17 protein-coding genes and 2 riboswitches are annotated in these 20,032 nt (G+C 67.9%); of the genes, 8 read left to right on the forward strand and 9 right to left on the reverse strand.

Features of this window, described 5'->3' with window-relative positions; genetic code table 11:
• Positions 1 to 116 precede the first annotated feature (116 nt).
• Positions 117 to 1,313 carry an enoyl-ACP reductase FabV gene (gene fabV / locus ACM0M4_RS11215; RefSeq protein WP_003102929.1) on the forward strand — a complete coding sequence of 399 codons (1,197 nt, stop codon included), beginning with the start codon at positions 117 to 119 and terminating at the stop codon, positions 1,311 to 1,313.
• A gap of 72 nt (positions 1,314 to 1,385) precedes the next feature.
• Here fabV and ACM0M4_RS11220 read toward each other — a convergent pair whose 3' ends face one another.
• From ACM0M4_RS11220 to ACM0M4_RS11240, 5 genes are all read right to left on the reverse strand, one after another.
• A complete protein-coding gene (locus ACM0M4_RS11220) occupies positions 1,386 to 2,333 on the reverse strand; it encodes an alpha/beta fold hydrolase (RefSeq protein ID WP_023128757.1) in 948 nt (315 codons plus the stop codon).
• Positions 2,334 to 2,461: 128 nt separating this feature from the next.
• Positions 2,462 to 3,214, reverse strand: coding sequence for a precorrin-4 C(11)-methyltransferase (cobM, locus tag ACM0M4_RS11225; protein ID WP_003102926.1), 753 nt, complete (start codon positions 3,212 to 3,214; stop codon positions 2,462 to 2,464).
• Positions 3,211 to 3,639, reverse strand: coding sequence for a cobalamin biosynthesis protein (locus tag ACM0M4_RS11230; protein WP_003102924.1), 429 nt, complete (start codon positions 3,637 to 3,639; stop codon positions 3,211 to 3,213). The genes cobM and ACM0M4_RS11230 overlap by 4 nt, the downstream gene beginning before the upstream one ends.
• A 72-nt stretch (positions 3,640 to 3,711) precedes the next feature.
• Positions 3,712 to 4,413, reverse strand: coding sequence for a CbtA family protein (locus ACM0M4_RS11235; protein ID WP_003091061.1), 702 nt, complete (start codon positions 4,411 to 4,413; stop codon positions 3,712 to 3,714).
• Positions 4,414 to 4,430: 17 nt separating this feature from the next.
• Positions 4,431 to 4,613 (reverse strand): CbtB domain-containing protein, encoded by a 183-nt coding sequence (locus ACM0M4_RS11240; RefSeq protein WP_003091059.1) that lies wholly within the window; start codon positions 4,611 to 4,613, stop codon positions 4,431 to 4,433.
• 102 nt (positions 4,614 to 4,715) lie between these two features.
• Positions 4,716 to 4,865: riboswitch (cobalamin riboswitch) on the reverse strand.
• Positions 4,866 to 4,923: 58 nt separating this feature from the next.
• A riboswitch (cobalamin riboswitch) is annotated at positions 4,924 to 5,114 on the forward strand.
• Between the two features lie 121 nt (positions 5,115 to 5,235).
• On the opposite strand from ACM0M4_RS11240, the gene cobW reads away from it, so the two are divergent.
• Positions 5,236 to 6,288 carry a cobalamin biosynthesis protein CobW gene (cobW, locus tag ACM0M4_RS11245; protein ID WP_023128759.1) on the forward strand — a complete coding sequence of 351 codons (1,053 nt, stop codon included), beginning with the start codon at positions 5,236 to 5,238 and terminating at the stop codon, positions 6,286 to 6,288.
• Between the two features lie 75 nt (positions 6,289 to 6,363).
• Positions 6,364 to 10,110, forward strand: coding sequence for a cobaltochelatase subunit CobN (gene cobN / locus ACM0M4_RS11250; RefSeq protein ID WP_003122492.1), 3,747 nt, complete (start codon positions 6,364 to 6,366; stop codon positions 10,108 to 10,110).
• A 28-nt stretch (positions 10,111 to 10,138) separates the two neighbouring features.
• Here the strand turns inward: cobN and ACM0M4_RS11255 are convergent, their stop codons facing one another.
• Complete coding sequence (locus tag ACM0M4_RS11255; protein WP_003114000.1) at positions 10,139 to 11,233, reverse strand: 3-deoxy-7-phosphoheptulonate synthase; 1,095 nt, start codon at positions 11,231 to 11,233, stop codon at positions 10,139 to 10,141.
• 570 nt (positions 11,234 to 11,803) lie between these two features.
• Between ACM0M4_RS11255 and ACM0M4_RS11260 the strand changes: the two genes are divergently transcribed.
• From ACM0M4_RS11260 to ACM0M4_RS11270, 3 genes are all read left to right on the forward strand, one after another.
• Positions 11,804 to 12,820: an ATP-binding protein gene (locus ACM0M4_RS11260; protein ID WP_054375732.1), complete on the forward strand. Its 1,017-nt coding sequence runs from the start codon at positions 11,804 to 11,806 to the stop codon at positions 12,818 to 12,820.
• Positions 12,821 to 12,840: 20 nt separating this feature from the next.
• Positions 12,841 to 13,485, forward strand: coding sequence for a vWA domain-containing protein (locus ACM0M4_RS11265; RefSeq protein ID WP_003119819.1), 645 nt, complete (start codon positions 12,841 to 12,843; stop codon positions 13,483 to 13,485).
• 121 nt (positions 13,486 to 13,606) lie between these two features.
• On the forward strand, positions 13,607 to 14,746 hold the full coding sequence (locus ACM0M4_RS11270) for a thiolase family protein (protein WP_003101465.1): 1,140 nt from the start codon (positions 13,607 to 13,609) through the stop codon (positions 14,744 to 14,746).
• 86 nt (positions 14,747 to 14,832) lie between these two features.
• On the opposite strand, the gene paaP is transcribed toward ACM0M4_RS11270, so the two are convergent.
• Positions 14,833 to 16,443, reverse strand: a complete 1,611-nt coding sequence (gene paaP / locus ACM0M4_RS11275) for an aminopeptidase PaaP (protein WP_003119821.1) — start codon at positions 16,441 to 16,443, stop codon at positions 14,833 to 14,835.
• A gap of 428 nt (positions 16,444 to 16,871) precedes the next feature.
• Between paaP and ACM0M4_RS11280 the strand changes: the two genes are divergently transcribed.
• Positions 16,872 to 18,401 carry a nucleobase:cation symporter-2 family protein gene (locus ACM0M4_RS11280; RefSeq protein WP_031754642.1) on the forward strand — a complete coding sequence of 510 codons (1,530 nt, stop codon included), beginning with the start codon at positions 16,872 to 16,874 and terminating at the stop codon, positions 18,399 to 18,401.
• Between the two features lie 55 nt (positions 18,402 to 18,456).
• Here ACM0M4_RS11280 and ACM0M4_RS11285 read toward each other — a convergent pair whose 3' ends face one another.
• Together ACM0M4_RS11285 and ACM0M4_RS11290 are read right to left on the reverse strand one after the other, a co-directional pair.
• On the reverse strand, positions 18,457 to 18,705 hold the full coding sequence (locus tag ACM0M4_RS11285; protein ID WP_003091048.1) for a hypothetical protein: 249 nt from the start codon (positions 18,703 to 18,705) through the stop codon (positions 18,457 to 18,459).
• 155 nt (positions 18,706 to 18,860) lie between these two features.
• Complete coding sequence (locus tag ACM0M4_RS11290) at positions 18,861 to 19,442, reverse strand: cytochrome b (RefSeq protein ID WP_023109459.1); 582 nt, start codon at positions 19,440 to 19,442, stop codon at positions 18,861 to 18,863.
• Between the two features lie 457 nt (positions 19,443 to 19,899).
• Here ACM0M4_RS11290 and ACM0M4_RS11295 point away from each other — a divergent pair, with 457 nt between their 5' ends.
• Positions 19,900 to 20,031, forward strand: coding sequence for a hypothetical protein (locus tag ACM0M4_RS11295; RefSeq protein ID WP_003091046.1), 132 nt, complete (start codon positions 19,900 to 19,902; stop codon positions 20,029 to 20,031).
• Position 20,032: the final 1 nt, after the last annotated feature.

Genomic DNA, 20,032 nt, shown 5'->3' on the forward strand with positions numbered 1-20,032 from the left:
ACCCTTTGGTCACGATTCCTGCCTTCGGTCCGCCCAAGCGGAGGTGTCTCATTTACAATGCGCGACGTCTCTAGCTCCTGAATGTGCTTTTCCGGCATCTAGCAACCGAGGTTTTCATGATCATCAAACCGCGCGTGCGTGGCTTCATCTGCGTCACTACCCATCCGGCAGGCTGCGAGGCCAACGTCAAGCAACAGATCGACTACGTCGAGGCCAAGGGCCCCGTCGTCAACGGACCGAAGAAGGTCCTGGTCATCGGTTCCTCCACCGGCTATGGCCTGGCTGCCCGCATCACCGCCGCGTTCGGTTCCGGCGCCGATACCCTCGGGGTGTTCTTCGAGCGTCCGGGCAGCGAGAGCAAGCCGGGCACCGCCGGCTGGTACAACTCGGCGGCCTTCGAGAAGTTCGCCCACGAGAAAGGCCTGTATGCCCGCAGCATCAATGGCGACGCTTTCTCCGACGAGGTGAAGCGGCTGACCATCGAGACCATCAAGCGCGATCTCGGCAAGGTCGACCTGGTGGTCTACAGCCTGGCCGCGCCGCGCCGTACCCATCCGAAGAGCGGCGAAGTGTTCTCCTCGACCCTCAAGCCGATCGGCAAGTCGGTCAGCTTCCGTGGCCTGGACACCGACAAGGAAGTGATCAAGGACGTGGTCCTGGAGGCGGCCAGCGACCAGGAGGTCGCCGATACCGTTGCGGTGATGGGCGGCGAGGACTGGCAGATGTGGATCGACGCGCTGCTGGAGGCCGACGTGCTGGCCGACGGCGCGAAGACCACCGCGTTCACCTACCTGGGCGAGAAGATCACCCACGACATCTACTGGAACGGTTCCATCGGCGCAGCCAAGAAGGATCTCGACCAGAAGGTCCTCGGTATCCGCGACAAGCTCGCCCCGCTGGGCGGCGACGCGCGCGTGTCGGTGCTCAAGGCGGTGGTGACCCAGGCCAGCTCGGCGATCCCGATGATGCCGCTGTACCTGTCGCTGCTGTTCAAGGTGATGAAGGAGCAGGGTACCCACGAAGGTTGCATCGAGCAGGTCGACGGCCTGTACCGGGAGAGCCTGTACGGCGCCGAGCCGCGCCTCGACGAGGAAGGCCGCCTGCGTGCCGACTACAAGGAACTGCAGCCGGAAGTGCAGTCCCGTGTCGAGGAGCTGTGGGACAAGGTAACCAACGAGAACCTTTACGAGTTGACCGACTTCGCCGGCTACAAGAGCGAGTTCCTCAACCTGTTCGGTTTCGAGGTCGCTGGGGTCGACTACGAGCAGGACGTCAACCCGGACGTGCAGATCGCCAACCTGATCCAGGCCTGAGGCCTGTATCCGAGCCGTCCTCGCGACGGCTCCCGCTCCCCCGCACCGGCGCCCAGGCGCCGGTTCGCGTTTTCAGCGACCGGCCACCTGGGCGTTCCGTACGCCGTCGAGGAAGGCCTGGTAGTGCTGCGCGGTTTCCTCCGGGCGTTCGACCATCGGCACGTGTCCGCAGTTTTCCATGATCACCACGCTGGGCCGCTTCAGCAGCGGACGCATCACCTCGATGCTGGAGACGTCCAGCACGCGGTCGCGGTCGCCCCAGAGCAGCAGGGTCGGTGCCTCGATCTTCGGCAGTTCCGGCTCCAGCGGGATGTAGCGCTGGCGCAGTTGTTCGAATATCTGCGCGTTGAACGCCGACGCGGCTACCGCGCGTTCGCCGAGGTAGCGCTTGAGCGGCGCCGGCAGCGGCGGTTGCTGGACGAACACGAAGTCGAGCAGCTTCTGGAAGTCTTCCGGCTGGCGCACCACCAGGGGATTCTCGCCGCGCTCCAGGTCCTCGAACAGTTCGCTCTTGCGCGCCGGCATCACCCCGGCGTTGTCGATCAGCGCCAGCGATAGCACCTGTTCCGGATGGCGCGCCGCGTAGAGCGCGGCGATGTGCCCGCCCATGGAGTTGCCGGCCAGGTGCAGGCGGCGCACGCCGATGGCGGCGGCGAAATTGGCGACTCGCTCGGCCTGGGTGCCGACGTCGTAGCTGGCCTGTTGCGGCTTGCTGCTGTCGCCGAAGCCGGGCAGGTCGAGGGCGACCACATGGTAGCGCTCGGTCAGCGGCCGGGCGAAGCGCAGCCAGTTGTCCTTGTCGGCGCCGAAGCCGTGGATCAGCAACAGGGTCGGGTTCTTCTCCGAGCCACCTTCCAGGTAGGCGATCTCCAGGTTGTCGACCTGCACGCTGTGCTCGCTGAGACCGGCGAGACCGCGCTCGACGGTGCGTACGCTGGTGAGGAGGGTAGCCGGGACGAAGTAGAGGACGCCGGCGGCGACCGCCAGCAGCAGAACCAGACCGAGGAGGAATCGTTTCATGGGTGTCCGAAGGCTTCAGGAAAAAAGGGGCCAGCGCTGAACGCTAGCCGTGCCGGCCCGCTGTCGCAAGCCTTGTGACGAGTCTAGGCGTGCTGCCGGTGGTCGGCGCCGAACCTAAGGACGGCGGTTCATTCGCCGGGTCGATAGAGATGTCGATGCTCGGCGCGGTACAGCGAAGAGTCGGCGAAGCCTTCGGCGGCCAGCACCTCGCCGACCAGGATCAGCGCGGTGCGGCGGAAATTCCTGGCGGCGACCTTGGGCAGGATGTCGCCGAGGGTGCCGCGAACCTGTTCCTGGTCGGGCCAACTGGCCCGGTGGATCACCGCGACCGGGCAGTCGGCGCCGTAGTGCGGCAGCAGTTCCTCGACGATCTTCGCCAGGTGGGCGACGCCCAGGTGGATCGCCAGGGTCGCCCGGTGCCGCGCCAGGTCACCCAGGCTCTCGCCTTCCGGCATCTTCGTGCGTGCGGCGTAGCGGGTCAGGATCAGCGTCTGGGACACTTCGGGCAGGGTCAGCTCGCAGCCGAGCAGGGCGGCGCAGGCGGCGGTGGCGGTGACCCCGGGGACGATCTCATAGGGGATGCCGAGTTCGCGCAGGTGGCGGATCTGCTCGCCGATGGCGCCGTACAGGGAGGGATCGCCGGAATGCACGCGGGCTACGTCGAGGCCGCGGCGATGGGCTTGCGCGAGTAGCTCGACGATCTGTTCGAGGTCCAGCTCGGCGGTGTTCACCACCTGGCCGGCCTGGTGCCCCTCGAGCAGCGCTTGCGGAACCAGCGAGCCGGCGTAGAGGATCACCGGGCACTGGCGGATCAGGCGCTGCCCCTTGACGGTGATCAGGTCGGGGTCGCCGGGACCGGCGCCGATGAAATAGACGGTCATGGGAGTTCTCGTTCGGTGAGAAGACGTGCCAGGGCTATGCTCGCCCGATCGTCGCTGCGTTTCGCGCCGAGCAGATCGGCGCGACCGCCACCCAGGCGTTCGGCCAGGGCCAGGGCGGCGGCCTCGGCGACGCTGGAGCAGCCGGTTTCGCGCAGCGCGACGGCGGAGGGGCTGAGCAGGCGCGGCTCGTAGTCGTGCAGGACGGCGGGTGCGAGGAAATGCACGGGGCGTTCGAGCAGCGCGGCCAGTTGCCGCAGGCCGGGTTCGTCGCGTTTGCCGTCGATGCTGGCGAGGGCGTCCAGCTCGGCCAGGCTGCGCCCGTGTTCGCCCAGCGTTCGCTCCAGCAGCGCGCGCAGATGCTCGGCGCTACAGCCTCGGCGGCAGCCGATGCCGGCGATCAGCAGGCTGGGGATGGGCAGGGGCATGCGCGCACCGGAGGAAATGGAAGGAGAGGCACTATGGACCCGCGACCGGCAAGGGTCGCGGGTGGCAGGCGGTCAGGCGTCGACGCCGCCCCGGTTGCGCCGGAACAGCCAGGCAGCGGCCAGGCCGAGGGCGGCCCAGAACAGCGCATTGCTGACCAGCGAGGCGACCACGAAACGCTGGGCCAGGGCTTCCGGCGCCAGGCTGGCATGGACCTCGGGCTGCGGCGCGCCGAACAGGTGCGGCAGCGCCAGCAGGACGGCGCCGACCAGCTTCAGCGGCCAGTTGCCGCCGAACACCAGCAGGGCCAGGCCCACCGCGGTGGCGGCGGCGGTGGCGATCCACCAGTACTGGCGTTGCACCAGGTCGGCCGCGGCGGTACCCGGCAGCTCCGGCGGCAGGCCCAGCGACGGCGCCAGGCAGAACACCGCGTAGCCGGCCAGGCCCCAGAGCAGGCCCTGCCAGGTCTGGCCCGGCGCGCGCAGGGTGAAGAGGCCGGCGAGCATCAGGGCGAAGCCGACCGCCACCACCAGGTTGCCGCCGGTGGTGGAGAGGGTACGCTGCCAGCCGTCCTCCGGCTCCCAGGCCTCCTCGTCGTGGACATGGGCGGCGACGCCGGGGGCGTGTTCGTGGGGCTGGGCCGCGACCGGCTCGCTCTTCTCGTAGGTCTCCGCCTCGAGGATCAGCGGGGTGACCCAGAGAATCTGCAGCAGGGTCAGCAGCAGGGCGGCGAGCAGGCCGGCGAAGCCGGCGGTCTGGGCGATGCGCTTGATCATTCTGGTTCCCTCGCGACTCAGTGGCAGGGGAAGCCGGAGCTGTGCCGGGTATCGTGGGCGGCGTTGTGTACCGCGTCGATGTGCGAGAAACCGGCGAAATAGACCAGCAGCGCGCCGAGCAGGCCGGCGCCGATGGCCAGGCTCAGTCGCTTCGACAGGGAGGTGGTGGAGCTGGCGTGCGCCAGGGTGCTGCTGGACATGGTGCGTTCCCTCTGGATTGGCATGGGCGTGGCAGAGGAGTACGCACGAGGAACAGGCCCGGACGGCCCGCTTCACGCTTGCGCCCGCCCACCGCGGGTGAATCAAACGAAAGGTTCCAGGCCGGTCTCCGGGCTCGCGCGCGATGCGCTTACCGTTGCGGGGGCAGCGCCGGACTGGCTCGGAGAGCGTCACCGGCTTCCCGTTTCACCTCGTGCGCGCCGGCACGAGACACCTGGGACAACCCGCCTAGGACAGCATGAAGGACCGCCGGGCGTCAACCGGCCCGATTGACCCTGGCCCGCGCACTGCGTAGCCTTGCCGGTTCGAGGTTCCTCGCCGGCGACGGCGGGGCTAAGAGGGAACGCGGTCGATGCCGCGGCTGCCCCCGCAACTGTGAACGGCGATCGTTCCCCAATGCCACTGCGTGACGCGGGAAGGCGGGGAACCGGCGGAGACGCCAGACCGTGAGCCAGGAGACCTGCCTCGTCGATCCCGTGGCGCGATGCCCGGGGACAAGACTTCCATACAACCGGGCGGGGTGATCCGGTGGCGAATCCGTTGCGCGGCCCCTGCGTCCGCGCCACTCGTCCGCATGCCCGCCGAGCTGAACAAGGGCTGCCCATGAAAACCCTGGCGAAACTCCCCGTCACCATCGTCACCGGCTTCCTCGGCGCCGGCAAGACCACCTTGCTCCGGCACATGCTGGACAACGCCGAAGGCCGGCGCATCGCGGTGATCGTCAACGAGTTCGGCGAACTCGGCATCGACGGCGAGATCCTCAAGCAATGTTCCATCGGCTGCAGCGAAGAAGAGGCGCAGGGCCGCGTTTTCGAGCTGGCCAACGGTTGCCTGTGCTGCACCGTGCAGGAAGAGTTCTTCCCGGTGATGCGCGAGCTGGTGGCGCGCCGCGGCGACCTTGACCAGATCCTCATCGAGACCAGCGGCCTGGCCCTGCCCAAGCCGCTGGTGCAGGCTTTCCAGTGGCCGGAAATCCGCAACGCCTGCACGGTCGACGCGGTGATCACCGTGGTCGACAGTCCGGCGGTGGCGGCCGGTACCTTCGCCGCCCATCCCGAGCAGGTGGACCAGCAACGCCGCCAGGACCCCAACCTCGACCATGAATCGCCGCTGCACGAACTGTTCGAGGACCAGTTGGCCAGTGCCGACCTGGTGATCCTGAACAAGGCCGACCAGCTCGACGCCGAGGCCCTGGCGCGGGTCCGCGCGGAGATCGCCGGGGAGCTGCCGGCGGCGGTGAAGATCGTCGAGGCGAGCCGGGGCGAGCTGCCGCTGCCGGTCTTGCTGGGACTCAACGCCGAGGCCGAGCTGCACATCGACGGCCGGCCGACCCACCACGACCACGAAGGCCACGAGGACCACGACCACGACGAGTTCGACTCCTTCCACGTCGATCTCCCCGAGGTGGAGGAAGCTGCGCTGCTCGAGGCCCTCGGCGAGCTGGTGGAGCGTCACGACATACTTCGCATCAAGGGTTTCGCCGCCATTTCGGGCAAGCCCATGCGCCTGTTGGTACAGGGCGTCGGCAAGCGCTTCGACAGGCATTTCGACCGCAAGTGGCTGGCCGACGAAGTCCGCAGCACCCGGCTGGTGGTGATCGGCCAGGAGCTGGACCAGGCCGCCATTGCCAACCAGCTGCGCACAGCGCTTGCCTGATCCGTGATCCCCGGCCGGGGCCGGCGATGGCGATTCGCCGGCCCCAGCTTCTTGCGTCCTACCGGTAGAACGTCCATGCACCTGTTGCGCACCCAACCCGGCGGCTTCGTTCCCGACGACGGCATCGCCCACCTGGCCCAGACTCCCGCCGAGCTGGTGATCCTCTGCAGCGGCGATTCGCACCTCGCATTGCTGGCCGAGGCCGCCCGTGCGCTGCCGGACGACTACCCGAGCCTGCGCCTGGCCAACCCCATGCAGTTGCAGAACCACGCCTCGGTGGACCTCTACGTCGAGGAAGTGCTGCGGCACGCGCGGGTGATCCTGCTTTCGCTGCACGGCGGCATCGGCTACTGGCGCTACGGCGTGGAGCAACTGGTGGCGCTGGCCGAGCGCGGCGCGCTGCTGATCCCGGTGCCCGGCGACGACCGCCCCGACCCGGAGCTGAGCGCCCTTGGCAACCTGCCGGCGGAGCAGGCCGAGCGCTTCTGGCAATACTTGCGCCAGGGCGGCCTGGAGAACGCCGGGCAGTTCTACCGCTGCCTGGCCAGCCAGTGCCTCGGCCGCGACTACGCCTGGCGCGAACCGCAGGCGCTGCCGCGGGTGGCACTGTTCCATCCACGGCATGCCGAGGTGACCCTGGAACACTGGCGTGCCGACTGGCAGGCCGGGCGTCCGGTGGTCGCGTTGCTGTTCTATCGCACCCACCTGCAGGCAGCCAACACCGCCTTCATCGCACGCTTCTGCGAACGCCTCGCGGCGCAGGGGCTCAACCCGTTGCCGATCGCGCTGGCCAGCCTCAAGGAAAGCGCCTGCCTGGCGCAGGTGGAAGACTGGCTGGAGCGCAGCGACGCCGCGCTGATCGTCAATACCACCGGTTTCGCCCAGTCCAATCCGGAGGCGCCCGAGTTGCGTCCGTTCCGTCGCGACGTGCCGGTATTGCAGGCGATCTGCTCGCTGGACAACCGCCCGCTCTGGCTGGACAACCCGCAAGGCCTGGGGCCGCGCGACCTGGCCATGCACGTGGCGCTGCCGGAGCTGGACGGGCGCATCGTCACCCGGCCGATCAGTTTCAAGGGCCTGGCCTGGCGCAGCGAACGCAGCGAGAGCGACGTGGTCTGCTATCTCGCCGACGACGAGCGCATGGATTTCGTCGCCGAACTGGCGCGGCGCTGGGCCGAGCTGGCGCGCAAGCCAAACGCGGAAAAACGGGTGGCGCTGGTGCTGGCCAACTACCCGACCCGCGATGGCCGGATCGGCAATGGCGTCGGCCTGGACACCCCGGCGGCGGCGCTGAACATCCTTCGTGCCCTGCGCCAGCAGGGCTATCCGGTCGACGGACTGCCCGCCAGCGGAACCGAGCTGATCCGCCAGTTGCTCGGCGGCGTCAGCAACGACCTGGAGCATCTCGACCTACGGCCCTGCGCCCAGAGCCTGGCGCTGGACGACTACCTGGCCTGCTTCGCACGCCTGCCGGAGCGCAATCGCCAGGCGGTGCTGGCGCGCTGGGGCGAGCCGCAACAGGACCCGATGTTCCGCGACGGACGGATGATGGTCGCCGGCCTGCGCTATGGCCTGACCTTCGTCGGCATCCAGCCGGCGCGCGGCTATCAGCTCGATCCGGCGGCGGTCTACCACGATCCCGACCTGGTGCCGCCGCACGGCTACCTGGCGTTCTACTTCTGGCTGCGCCACGCCTACCGCGCCGATGCCCTGCTGCACGTCGGCAAGCACGGTAACCTGGAATGGCTGCCGGGCAAGGGAGTCGGCCTGTCCGCCGAATGCTGGCCGGACGCGTTGCTCGGTCCGCTGCCGAACATCTATCCGTTCATCGTCAACGATCCGGGGGAGGGCGCCCAGGCCAAGCGCCGCACCCAGGCGGTGATCATCGACCACCTGATGCCGCCGCTGACCCGCGCCGAGAGCTACGGCCCGCTGCGCGACCTGGAGCGCCTGGCCGACGAGTTCTACGATGCCTCGCTGCTCGACCCGCGCCGCGCCGAACAGTTGCGCGGCGAGATTCTCGTCCTCCTGCGCGACAACCGTCTCGACCGCGAGATCGGCTTGCAGCTCAGCGACGATCCGGACAGCTGGCTGCCGCAGCTGGACGCCTATCTCTGCGACCTGAAGGAGTCGCAGATCCGCGACGGCCTGCATGTGTTCGGCGAGTCGCCGAGCGGGCGATTGCGCCTGGATACCCTGCTGGCGCTGCTGCGGGTTCCGCGCGGCGATGGCAAGGGCGCCAACGCCGGGTTGCTGAAGAGCCTGGCGGACGACCTTGGCCTGGGCTTCGATCCGCTGGCCTGCGACATGGGCGAGGCCTGGCAGGGCGCGCGGCCTGCCTGCCTGGAAGAGCGGGGCGGGGAGCCCTGGCGTACTCTCGGGGATACCCGCGAACGCCTGGAATTGCTGGCGTTGCACTGGATAGAACGCTGCCTGGGCGGCGAATCGCCGCCTGCCACCTGGCGTGCCAGCGGCGAGGTGTTGCGCGGCTTGTGCGAACAGGTGGCACCGACCCTGGACGCCTGTGGCGGGGCCGAGATCGACGGGCTGCTGGCAGCCCTCGAAGGGCGCTTCGTACCGGCCGGTCCGAGCGGCGCGCCGAGTCGCGGGCGACTCGACGTGCTGCCCACCGGACGCAACTTCTTCTCAGTGGACGTGCGCAACCTGCCGACCCCGACCGCCTGGCGCATCGGCTTCCAGTCGGCCAACCTGCTGCTCGAGCGTCACCTGCAGGAACATGGCGATCACCTGCGCCAGCTCGGCCTCTCGGTGTGGGGCACGGCGACCATGCGCACCGGCGGCGACGACATCGCCCAGGCCCTGGCCCTGCTCGGCGTGCGACCGGTCTGGCAGGCCGGCAGCCAGCGCGTCGCCGATTTCGAGATCCTCCCGGTCTCCCTGCTGGACCGCCCGCGGGTCGACGTGACGCTGCGGGTCTCCGGGTTCTTCCGCGACGCCTTCGCCAACCTGATCCGCCTGTTCGATGCGGCGGTGCAGGCGGTCGCCGAGCTGGACGAGGCGGAGGAGCTGAACCCGCTGGCCGCTCGCGTACGCCTGGAGCGCCAGCGCCTCGAGGCGCAGGGCACGGCGCCGGCGGAGGCGCGCCGGCAGGCCGGCTGGCGGATCTTCGGCGCCAAGCCGGGTGCCTACGGCGCCGGCGTGCAGGGCGCAATCGAAGAGCGGCTGTGGGAGACCCGCGCCGACCTTGCCGAGGTCTACCTGAACTGGGGCGGCTACGCCTACGGTGCCGCCGACGACGGCACGCCGGCGCGGGAACGCTTCGCCCAGCGCCTGGAACGCCTGCAGGCGGTGCTGCACAACCAGGACAACCGCGAGCACGACCTGCTCGATTCCAACGACTACTACCAGTTCCAGGGCGGCATGCTGGCGGCGGTGGAAACCCTGCGCGGCGCGCCGGTGGCCAGTTACCACGGCGACCACAGCCAGCCGGACAACCCGCGCATCCGCACGCTCAAGGAAGAACTCAACCGGGTGGTGCGGGCGCGGGCGGTGAATCCGAAGTGGATCGCCGGGATGAAGCGCCACGGCTACAAGGGCGCCTTCGAACTGGCGGCGACGGTGGACTACCTGTGCGCCTTCGATGCCACCAGCGAGCTGATCGACGACCACCAGTACGCGCTGCTGGCCGACGCCTACCTGCTCGACGCGGAGACCCGCGAGTTCGTCCGCCAGCACAATCCGCAAGCCTTGCGCGACATGGCCGAGCGCCTGGTGGAGGCGCAGCGGCGCGGGCTCTGGCAGGAGCCGGGGGCCTATCGCGAGGCCCTGGAGAACCTGCTGCTGGACGTCGAAGAGGAATAGCGGAGCGGCATGGCCGCTCCCACCGCTTTCAGCGCCGCTCGGCGAGCCGCCGGGCGGCGTCGCGGAGAATCCGCTCGGTGCCTTCCCAGCCGAGGCAGCCGTCGGTGATCGAGACGCCGTAGCGCAGTTCGCCGCCAAGCGCCTGGCAACCGTCGAACAGGTGGCTTTCCAGCATTACCCCGACCAGGTCGCTGGCGCCGGCCAGGCGCTGGTCCAGCACGCTGGCGAGGACGCCGGGCTGGTTCAGCGGGTTCTTGCCGCTGTTGGCGTGACTGCAATCGACCATCATCCGCGTGGCGATGCCCTGGCTTTCCAGGGCCTGGCGCACGGCCTGCACCTGCTCGGGGCCGTAGTTCGAACCGTGGCGGCCGCCGCGCAGCACCACATGGGTGTCCGGATTGCCGCGGGTCTCGATCAGCGCCGGGTGACCGTGCGGGTCGAGGCCGAAATGGCGGTGGCCGTGGGCCGCCGAACGGATCGCGTCGCAGGCGATGCCGACGCCGCCGTCGGTGCCGTTCTTGAAGCCCACCGGCAGGCCGAGGCCGCTGACCAGCTCGCGGTGGATCTGCGATTCGCTGGTGCGCGCGCCGATCGCCGCCCAGCTCAGCAGGTCGTCGAAGTAGCCGGCGGCCAGCGGTTGCAGGAGTTCGGTGGCCAGCGGCAGGCCGAGGCGCAGCATGTCCAGCATCAGTTGCCGGGACAGCGCCAGGCCGGCGGCCATGTCGTCGCTGCCATCCAGGTGCGGGTCGTAGGCGAGGCCCTTCCAGCCCACCGTTGTGCGTGGCTTTTCCACGTAGGCGCGCATCACCAGGAGCAACTGGCCGTCGAGTTCGTCGCTCAGCGCCGCGAGGCGTTCGGCGTATTCGAGGGCGGAGCGGGGATCGTGAATCGAACAGGGACCGACTACCACCAGCAGGCGCGGGTCGTCGCCGTCGAGGATGGCGCGGATGGCGTCGCGGCTGGCGGCGACCTGGCTGGCCAGCTCCAGCGGCAACGGCTGGCGGGCCTTGAGTTCGAGCGGGCTGGGCAGGCGTTCCAGGGCGGTACGGGCGGTGGCGCTGGGCAGGGCGACGGCCTGGACGTTCGGCGAAAGGGTGGTCAGTGCGGATACGGATGAGTTCATGGTCTGGCTTCCTGGGCTGGCGGCGGGCGTCCCGCGCGCGTCGTGCCCTATCGAGGTGTTCGGCAATGTCGTGGGTTGGCGAGCGGCTGGCGGCCGTCGCTAAATCGCCAGGTGTTGAGCGGGTAGCCAGTGCGGTAGCGGTATGCGGTCATGATCGATGTCCTGTGCGTTGGTCTGTGGTTGTGGCCTTGTGGGCCGGAAAAACGGGCCGGAAAAACAAAACCCCCGGTCGGGGAGCCGACCGGGGGTTTGCGTGTGCAGGGTAGGCGTCCCGTATACCGTGGGCGCCGTTGGGGTATCAGGCGCCGGAGTGGCTAAACCAATACCCGAAGAAATACGCGGCACGGGGTGCCTGCGGCGCACGCGCGCGCAACGACAAGCCAGGGCGCGAGGCACTGGAATGCAGGTGCGGATGGCGGGTGTGCGGCATGGGTTTCTCCCGTGAACGAGTCCCGAGCTTACTGCAAGCGAGGCGGCCGGTTCAACGACTGTTTCACGGTTCGATACCGGCGCCGCCGGCCTGATAGACTTGGCGGTCCGTATTTCCGTCCGTCCGCCGCAGGAATCCCCATGAGCGCTACCGTGCATTACCCCCTGTCCGCCGTGGTCGCCGCCGACGAACTGAAGCTGGCGCTGTGCCTGGCCGCGGTCGATCCGGCGATCGGCGGGGTACTGATCGAGGGGCCGCGCGGAATGGCCAAGTCGACCCTGGCGCGGGGCGTCGCCGAACTGCTGCCGGCGGGCGAGTTCGTTACCCTGCCGCTGGGCGCCAGCGAGGAGCGCATCGTCGGCAGCCTCGACCTGGACGCCGCCCTCGGCGAAGGTCGCGCGCGGTTTTCCCCGGGCGTGCTGGCCAAGGCCGACGGCGGCGTGCTCTACGTCGACGAAGTGAACCTGCTGCCGGACCACCTGGTGGACTTGTTGCTCGACGTCGCCGCCAGCGGCGTCAACCTGGTCGAGCGCGATGGCATTTCCCACCGGCATCCGGCGCGTTTCGTGCTGATCGGCACGATGAACCCGGAAGAGGGCGAACTGCGCCCGCAACTGCTCGACCGTTTCGGCCTCAACGTGCGTCTCGACACCCAGCCGCCGCCGGCCGAGCGGGCAGAGATCATCCGTCGCCGGCTGGCCTTCGATGCCGACCCGCAGGCCTTCGTCGAACGCTGGGAAGGCCAGCAGGACACCCTGCGCCGCCGTTGCGCCGAGGCACGCCGGCAACTGGCGCGGATTCCCCTGGACGATGCGGCGCTGGACAGCATCGCTCGACGCTGCTTCGAGGCGGCTGTCGATGGCCTGCGCGCCGACCTGGTCTGGCTGCGCGCGGCGCGCGCCCATGCGGCCTGGCGCGGCGGCGAGCGGATCGAGGCGGAGGACATCGATGCGGTGGAACATTTCGCCCTGCTGCATCGCCGTCGCCAGTCGAACCCGCCATCATCGGCGGCCAATCCACCGCCACCGCCCGCGGCGGCCCCTGTCGCGCTCCCGGAGCGCACCGGCGACGGCGAAGGGCAGTGGGGCGAATTGCCGGCTCGGCCGGTGGCCATGGGGACCGCCCGCGAGCTGCCGCGCTGGCCAAAAAAGCCCTGAGCATCCGCCCGCGCTCGGTCATGGGTGCGGATGCCAGGAGCAGACCCGGAGCCCTGCGCGGCGGACTTGGCGGCGCCCTGAGCCAGGGTGCGGAGGGCGCCATCCAATGGTTGCCGACCCTGCTGCGTGGACGTCCCCGACAGCGTCGCGACCTGCTTCGCCAGCCGCGCAGCCGGCGCCCGGGCGAACTCTGGCTGGTGATCGTCGATGCCTCCGCCAGCACCCGCCGGTACGGCGCCCTGGCCCAGGCCAAGGGAGTGTTGGCGACGCTGTTCGAGGAGGCTTATCGGCAGCGCATCCGCCTGGCCGTGCTGCATGCCACCGGGCAGCAGGCGCAATGGCTCTGGCAGGGGCAGAAGGCCTCGCGGGAGTTGCAGGACTGGCTGCGCCAGCTGGGCGCCGGCGGCGGTACGCCGCTGCTCGACGCCCTGCACCAGGCCGCTGGCTGGCTGGCGCGCCGACAGCGGCAGAAACCCGCCGAGCATCAGCGTCTGCTGGTGCTTACCGACGGCCGTCTGCGCGACTGGCCGGCGCTGCCGGAGGCTGCCTGCCCGAGCCTGCTGGTCGACCTCGAAAGCGGCCCGTTGCGCCTGGGCAAGGCCGAGCGCCTGGCCCGGGAACTGGGGGCCGAGTATCGGCATATCAGTGAATTGAACGAAGTCTGAGGGCGTTTCGGCGAGTCCTGCGGCTTTTTCGGTCAAATTGTATTTCGACTGTAATTCAATAAATATTATGCGCGTAATATCTTCCTGCGATCCAGCCAATCCATCTCACGGAGATATCCTCATGTCGCCGATTTCAGTCGTTATCGCCGGTTACGCCCGTTCGCCGTTCCACTTCGCCAGGAAAGGCGCGCTGGTCGATATCCGCCCGGATGACCTGGCCGCCGCGGTGCTCAAGGGGCTGGTGGAGAAACTCGATCTCGACCCTGCGCTGCTGGAGGACGTGGTCATGGGCTGCGCCTATCCGGAGGCGGAACAGGGCATGAACATCGCGCGCATCGCCAGTTTCCGTGCCGGCTTCCCGCAGAGCCTCGGCGGTGCGACCCTCAACCGTTTCTGCGGTTCGTCCATGAGCGCCGTCCACTACGCCGCCGGGCAAGTCCTGCTGGGCGCCGGAGAAGCCTTCATCGCCGCCGGGGTAGAGTCGATGACGCGGGTGCCGATGGGCGGCTTCAACCTGTCGCCCAATCCCGCGTTGCTGCAGGACTATCCGGCGGTATACATGAGCATGGGGCAGACCGCCGAGAATGTCGCCGAGCGCTACGCCGTCAGCCGCGTCGAGCAGGAAGAGATGGCCGTACGCTCCCACGCCAAGGCAGTCGCCGCGCGCGAGGCCGGCTTGCTGCGCGAGGAGATCGTCGCCATCGACACCCCCGCCGGCCGGGTCGCCGAGGATGGCTGCATCCGCCCGGGCACCAACCTGGAGAGCCTGGCCCAGTTGAAGCCGGCGTTCGGCGGCAGCGTCACCGCCGCCACCTCGTCGCCGCTCACCGATGGCAGCGCCGCGCTGCTGGTCTGTAGCGAGGACTTCGCGCGCCGCCACGGGCTGGCGATCCTGGCGCGGATCAAGGCGGTGGCGGTGGCCGGTTGTGCGCCGGAGATCATGGGCATGGGGCCGGTGCAGGCGACGCGCAAGGTTCTGCAACGGGCCGGGCTGGGCATCGCCGACATCGACCTGGTGGAGATCAACGAGGCCTTCGCCAGCCAATCCATCGCCTGCATCCGCGAACTGGGGCTGGACATGGACAGGATCAACCTGGATGGCGGCGCCCTGGCCATCGGTCATCCGCTGGGCGCCACCGGCGCGCGGATCACCGGCAAGGCCGCTGCGTTGCTGCGGCGCACCGGCGGGCGCTATGCCATCGCCACCCAGTGCATCGCCGGCGGCCAGGGCGTGGCGACCCTGCTGGAAGCGGTGGAGTGATCGCGCGCCGATGAAAAAAGGCCCGGTGGATGAGCCGGGCCTGGATGGGGAACCTGCGCCGGCGGCCCGGCGCAGGGTAGTCGCGGTTACTTGATGAAGTCGTGACCCCAGCGTTCGATCTGGCTGGCGCTCTTCTGCATCTGCAGCGACCGCGATTGTACTTTCTGGCCGGCGGCGGCGATCTCGTCGTCGACCACCTTGGTCGACAGCGACAGCCAACTGGTCACGAAGGCCATGGCGTCGCTGTGGATCTCCAGGGCGTCCTGGTTGATGTTGGCGATGCCGTCGCACTTGCTGTGGTAGCACTCGTCGTAGGCCTTGCCGGCGGTGCCGCCGTACTTCTGCGCCTGCTCTTCGGTCTTCAGGCCCTCGGCGCCGGTGAACAGGCCGCCGAAGGCGATGCCGCTGTTGAAGAACTCGGCGTAGTCGGAGCGGAAGTCGATCTCGGTGCCTTCCGATTGCTGGCCGCGCAGGCGGAAGTAGGCTTCGAACAGGCGCTCGATGGCGGCCGAGCCGGGCGGACCCTGGAGGCCGAAGTCGGAACCGTCGCCGTCATAGATGAAGTTGCCGAAGTTCGGCGAGCCGATCATGTCGAAGTTCAGGTAGGCCTTGATCTTCTTCTTCTCTTCCGGGGCGAGGTTCTGCACGTAGTGGGTCGAGCCCACCAGGCCGGCTTCCTCGGCGCCCCACCAGGCGAAGCGCACCTTGTTGACCGGCAGCGCCTTGGCCAGCAGCACGGCCATCTCCAGTTGGGCGGCGCTGCCCGAACCGTTGTCGTTGATACCGGGGCCTTCGAACACCGAGTCGAGGTGCGCGCCGACCATCACCACGTTGTTCGGGTTGCCGCGACGGGTCTCGGCGACCACGTTGTAGGTCTCGGTCTTCTTGCGTACCACGTCGACCACCAGGTGCAACTGCAGGTCCGGGGTCTGCGACCAGGCCACGCCGTTGTCGTAGGTGGCGAAGATCACCGGGATGCCGCCCTCGTAGGACTCGCCCACGGTGACGTTCTCCAGGCCCTTGCGGTCGTCGGTGTTGCCCTGGTTGAAGATGATCACCCCGGCGGCGCCGGCGGCCGCGGCGTTCTCGGCCTTCTGCTCGAAGTTGCAGGTGCCGCGCTGGATCAGCGCGATCGAGCCGGCCGGGAAGTTGGCGAAGTCTTCCGCCTCGCAACCGCTGGTGGAGGTGTTGCCGGCGCCGAGGGACAGGTCCACCGGGACCACCTTGGCGGTGACGTCGCCTGCCTCGGTCTGCGACAGGTAGGTGAAGTCCTTCTCCCATTCGTAGGTGACCGGCTGCGGCACGGTGGCGCTCAGGCTACCCGGGCCTTTCGGGTAGTAGGCGGTGAACGGGAAGGGCTGCACGCTGACCTTGTAGCCGGCTTTCTGCAGGGTCTGCTTCACGTAGTCGACGGAGGCCTGGTAGCCCGGCGTGGCGGCGGCGCGGTTGCCGTCGTTGAGACTGGCGATGTCCTCCAGCTTCTGCAGGCGCTTGACCACGTTGCTGGCTTGCAGGCAGCGCGGCAGGCCAAGCGGGGTGCTGACCAGCAACGGCGATTTGCAGATCGACGGGTTGGGTTTGCCGGGCGTCCAGAACTCGGTGAACTGTTGCGCTTCCGAAGGTGCCGCCAGGGATGCGGCGGAAACCGAGAGGGCGAGGGCGCCGAGTGCGTATCTGAGATTGTTCTTGTTGCTCATGAGACTCCGTTCCTTGTGAGGCGATGATCGATAAGCCGTTGATGGCATGGCGCTATTGCCCGAAATGCCGCCTCGGGCACGGCCTGACTGCCAGACTAGGAGCGCTTTCCGGGCTGTCCTGGCGTAATTCCTGAAATGTGAATTTCATCAACTTTTTGTGGAAGAATTGCTGATAGCTCGCTGGCGGGATGGAGGGCGGCTTTCTATCGTTAATGCCCTTCGGCGCGGGCCCATGGCCGTTGGTCGGGGCTGGGAGGATGGTGCAGCAGGAAGGAAACCGTCTGGCGCGCGGATAAGCGCGCGAGCGGAAGTGGCTGGCACCAGCGCTGTCACAGATTTGTCGGAAATTTTGTATACATTTGTCTGGATATTTTCGGATCGAATTGTCTACAGTGTGCGCACAACAATAAAAGCGAGAACAGCGCACCATGAAAACGACGTCCTCCGGAACCCCACCCGTTCCACGGCCTGAAGACGAGAACCTCGGTGTCGGCGCCAACATGGCCTACGGCCTGCAACATGTGCTGACCATGTATGGCGGTATCGTCGCGGTCCCCCTGATCCTCGGCCAGGCCGCCGGCCTCGCGCCCGGCGACATCGGCCTGCTGATTGCCGCTTCGCTGTTCGCCGGCGGCCTGGCGACCCTGTTGCAAACCCTCGGCGTGCCGTTCTTCGGCTGTCAGTTGCCGTTGGTCCAGGGGGTGTCCTTCGCTGGCGTGGCGACCATGGTGGCGATCATCGGCAGCGGTGGCAGCGGCGGCATTCCCGCAGTGCTCGGCGCGGTGATGGCGGCCTCGCTGATCGGGTTGCTGATCACGCCGATCTTCTCGCGCATCACCAAATTCTTCCCGCCGCTGGTGACCGGCATCGTCATCACCACCATCGGCCTGACCCTGATGCCGGTCGCCGCGCGCTGGGCGATGGGCGGCAACAGCCACGCGCCGGACTTCGGCAGCATGGCCAACATCGGCCTGGCGGCGATCACCCTGGTCATCGTGCTGCTGCTGAGCAAGCTCGGCAGCGCCTCGATCTCGCGCCTGTCGATCCTCCTGGCGATGGTCATCGGCACCGTCATCGCGGTGTTCCTCGGCATGGCCGACTTCTCCAAGGTCACCGAAGGCCCGCTGGTGGCGTTTCCCACGCCGTTCCACTTCGGCATGCCGACCTTCCAGGTCGCCGCGATCATCTCGATGTGCATCGTGATCATGGTGACCCTGGTGGAAACCTCGGCGGACATCCTCGCGGTAGGCGAGATCATCGACACCAAGGTCGACTCGCGGCGCCTGGGCAACGGCCTGCGCGCGGACATGTTCTCCAGCATGCTAGCGCCGATCTTCGGCTCCTTCACCCAGAGCGCCTTCGCCCAGAACGTCGGCCTGGTGGCGGTGACCGGGATCAAGAGCCGCTACGTGGTCGCCACCGGTGGGTTGTTCCTGGTGATCCTCGGCCTGCTGCCGGTGATGGGCCGGGTGATCGCCGCGGTGCCCACCGCCGTGCTCGGCGGCGCCGGCATCGTGTTGTTCGGCACGGTCGCCGCCAGCGGCATCCGCACCCTGTCGAAGGTGGACTACCGCAACAACATGAACCTGATCATCGTCGCCACTTCGATCGGCTTCGGCATGATCCCGATCGCCGCGCCGACCTTCTACGATCACTTCCCCAACTGGTTCGCCACCATCTTCCATTCCGGCATCAGTTCCTCGGCGATCATGGCGATCCTGCTCAACCTGGCGTTCAACCACTTCACCGCCGGCAACTCCGACCAGCAGTCGGTGTTCGTCGCCGCCAGCGAGCGGACCCTGCGCTACCAGGACATCGCCGCCCTGCACGAAGGCGACTATTTCCTCGACGGCAAGCTGTACGACGCCCAGGGCAACGAAGTGCCGCTGGCCGGCGACGACAGCCATGGCGCGCCGCCGCGACGGCGCAGCGAAACCGCTGAAGCCGGCAGCGCCTGAGCCGCGCCGCGATGAACGACGGCCCTCCTTGCGAGGGCCGTTTTCGTTGTGCGCTTCAGAACAGCGCCTTGCCGCGGTCCAGGCGCTGGTCCACCAGCCATTTGCCGTGGGCGATGGAGGCGCGCTGGGCGTTTTCCAGGTCGGCGAGGAAGGCGAAGCGCACGGGCAGGGCGATGCGCTTGCTGGTGTGGCCTTCGGGATCGGTGATGTGGCAGCCACCGGCCCAGGGCGTGGGAATGCCCGGATGCTCGACGACGTCGGCGGTGATGGTGTAGCTGCGGTGCTGGCAGTGCAGGCTGGCCATGGCATGCTCCTCTCTGTCGGAGGCCGACCCGGCTACCTGCGCGACGCCTGTGGTTGCCACGGAGGAGCCTCGGGGCGGCGAGGTTTTCCCTGCGTGTCCCTACCTCTATAGCAGATCGTCGCCGGTCCGCCGCGAGAGCCGACGAAGGGCCCCGCTCAGCGGCGCTGGCGACGGCCGAGCATGCGCTCCAGGGTGCCGTCGCGGCGGACCCACTGGTGATAGCCGGCGGCGAGCGCATGGAGCAGCACCACCGAGGTGCTCAGCCACAGGCCGACCATGCGGTGAACGGCGTCGAAGGGCTTCTCGAATGCCTCCCAGCTCAGGTTCCAGGTTTGCGAAATCCAGGCGAACAGCGCGGTGTCCTTGAAGCTGGGTACCACGAACAGGCCGAAGTCGGTGGGCAGGCGGGTGCCGACGTAGCCGGTGAGCGGCATCACCAGCATCAAGGCATACAGCGACAGGTGCGCGTAGTGCGCCAGGCAGTGCTCCAGCGGCGTCCCGGGGACCGCTGGCAGGCGCGGCCCGCGCAGCCGCGAGACGATCCGAGGGATCAGCAGCAGGCCGACCAGCAGGCCCAGCACCCAGTGCAGGTTGAGTACCGGCAGGCGCTGTGGGTGGTCGTGGCCGAGCACCCAGATGACGAAATAGGCCAGCACGATCGCGCCGATGAAACAGAACGCCATGCTCCAGTGCAGCAGGCGGGTGGACAGGCTGTAGACGGTCGCTGGATGCGTCACGGGAATGCCTCGCAGAGAGTGAAGGCGTGCAATCTATGAAACGTCCGGAGAGCGATCAAACGTATTTATGGATAATCGATAACGGAAAACTTAATCGAAACTTTCAAATGTGACGTTATTGCACCGAAACAGTGCTGCGAGTCGCTTTTTTCCGAAGCGGAAGCTACTTGGCGGAATAATTCCGGGTCGGGATCATTGTAAGTTGGTTTTTCCTTCGCCCCGGCACTCGCGCCACGCCGGCAGAGCCTGGGGCGGGGCGCGGCTGACCCTCAAGCATTATCGGGAAATATATTCCGTTGTCTTTCCGCTGACGTTTTGCCGACAGCAAGCTGACACAGATGTAATTGAACTCGATCGCTTCGTTTCTATAGTCTTCGAACACTTCGCCGTGCACTTTCAAGGACGGCAAGTGCATATCCTGCGTCTTTTCCGCCATGACGATTCTCGAGGTGAGAGCATGAGTAGTGAGCACGATGGCAAGGACCAGGACGACCTGTTCTCCCCGTTGCCTTACCTGCTGGTTTCCGGCGCTGTCGTGCTCATGACCCTGCTGCTGCGCTGCCTGTTTTGCCCGGGCGAGCAGTTCTGAT

The sequence above is a fragment of the Pseudomonas sp. 18-147 genome, assembly GCF_051048045.1.
Classification (GTDB): Bacteria; Pseudomonadota; Gammaproteobacteria; order Pseudomonadales; family Pseudomonadaceae; genus Pseudomonas; species Pseudomonas aeruginosa.

Bases quoted from the DNA above. Each gene is read 5' to 3' on its own strand.
- fabV (WP_003102929.1), top strand. From the start codon at position 117: ATGATCATCAAACCGCGCGTGCGTGGCTTCATCTGCGTCACTACCCAT.
- ACM0M4_RS11220 (WP_023128757.1), bottom strand. From the start codon at position 2,333: ATGAAACGATTCCTCCTCGGTCTGGTTCTGCTGCTGGCGGTCGCCGCC.
- cobM (WP_003102926.1), bottom strand. From the start codon at position 3,214: ATGACCGTCTATTTCATCGGCGCCGGTCCCGGCGACCCCGACCTGATC.
- ACM0M4_RS11230 (WP_003102924.1), bottom strand. From the start codon at position 3,639: ATGCCCCTGCCCATCCCCAGCCTGCTGATCGCCGGCATCGGCTGCCGC.
- ACM0M4_RS11235 (WP_003091061.1), bottom strand. From the start codon at position 4,413: ATGATCAAGCGCATCGCCCAGACCGCCGGCTTCGCCGGCCTGCTCGCC.
- ACM0M4_RS11240 (WP_003091059.1), bottom strand. From the start codon at position 4,613: ATGTCCAGCAGCACCCTGGCGCACGCCAGCTCCACCACCTCCCTGTCG.
- cobW (WP_023128759.1), top strand. From the start codon at position 5,236: ATGAAAACCCTGGCGAAACTCCCCGTCACCATCGTCACCGGCTTCCTC.
- cobN (WP_003122492.1), top strand. From the start codon at position 6,364: ATGCACCTGTTGCGCACCCAACCCGGCGGCTTCGTTCCCGACGACGGC.
- ACM0M4_RS11255 (WP_003114000.1), bottom strand. From the start codon at position 11,233: ATGAACTCATCCGTATCCGCACTGACCACCCTTTCGCCGAACGTCCAG.
- ACM0M4_RS11260 (WP_054375732.1), top strand. From the start codon at position 11,804: ATGAGCGCTACCGTGCATTACCCCCTGTCCGCCGTGGTCGCCGCCGAC.
- ACM0M4_RS11265 (WP_003119819.1), top strand. From the start codon at position 12,841: ATGGGTGCGGATGCCAGGAGCAGACCCGGAGCCCTGCGCGGCGGACTT.
- ACM0M4_RS11270 (WP_003101465.1), top strand. From the start codon at position 13,607: ATGTCGCCGATTTCAGTCGTTATCGCCGGTTACGCCCGTTCGCCGTTC.
- paaP (WP_003119821.1), bottom strand. From the start codon at position 16,443: ATGAGCAACAAGAACAATCTCAGATACGCACTCGGCGCCCTCGCCCTC.
- ACM0M4_RS11280 (WP_031754642.1), top strand. From the start codon at position 16,872: ATGAAAACGACGTCCTCCGGAACCCCACCCGTTCCACGGCCTGAAGAC.
- ACM0M4_RS11285 (WP_003091048.1), bottom strand. From the start codon at position 18,705: ATGGCCAGCCTGCACTGCCAGCACCGCAGCTACACCATCACCGCCGAC.
- ACM0M4_RS11295 (WP_003091046.1), top strand. From the start codon at position 19,900: ATGAGTAGTGAGCACGATGGCAAGGACCAGGACGACCTGTTCTCCCCG.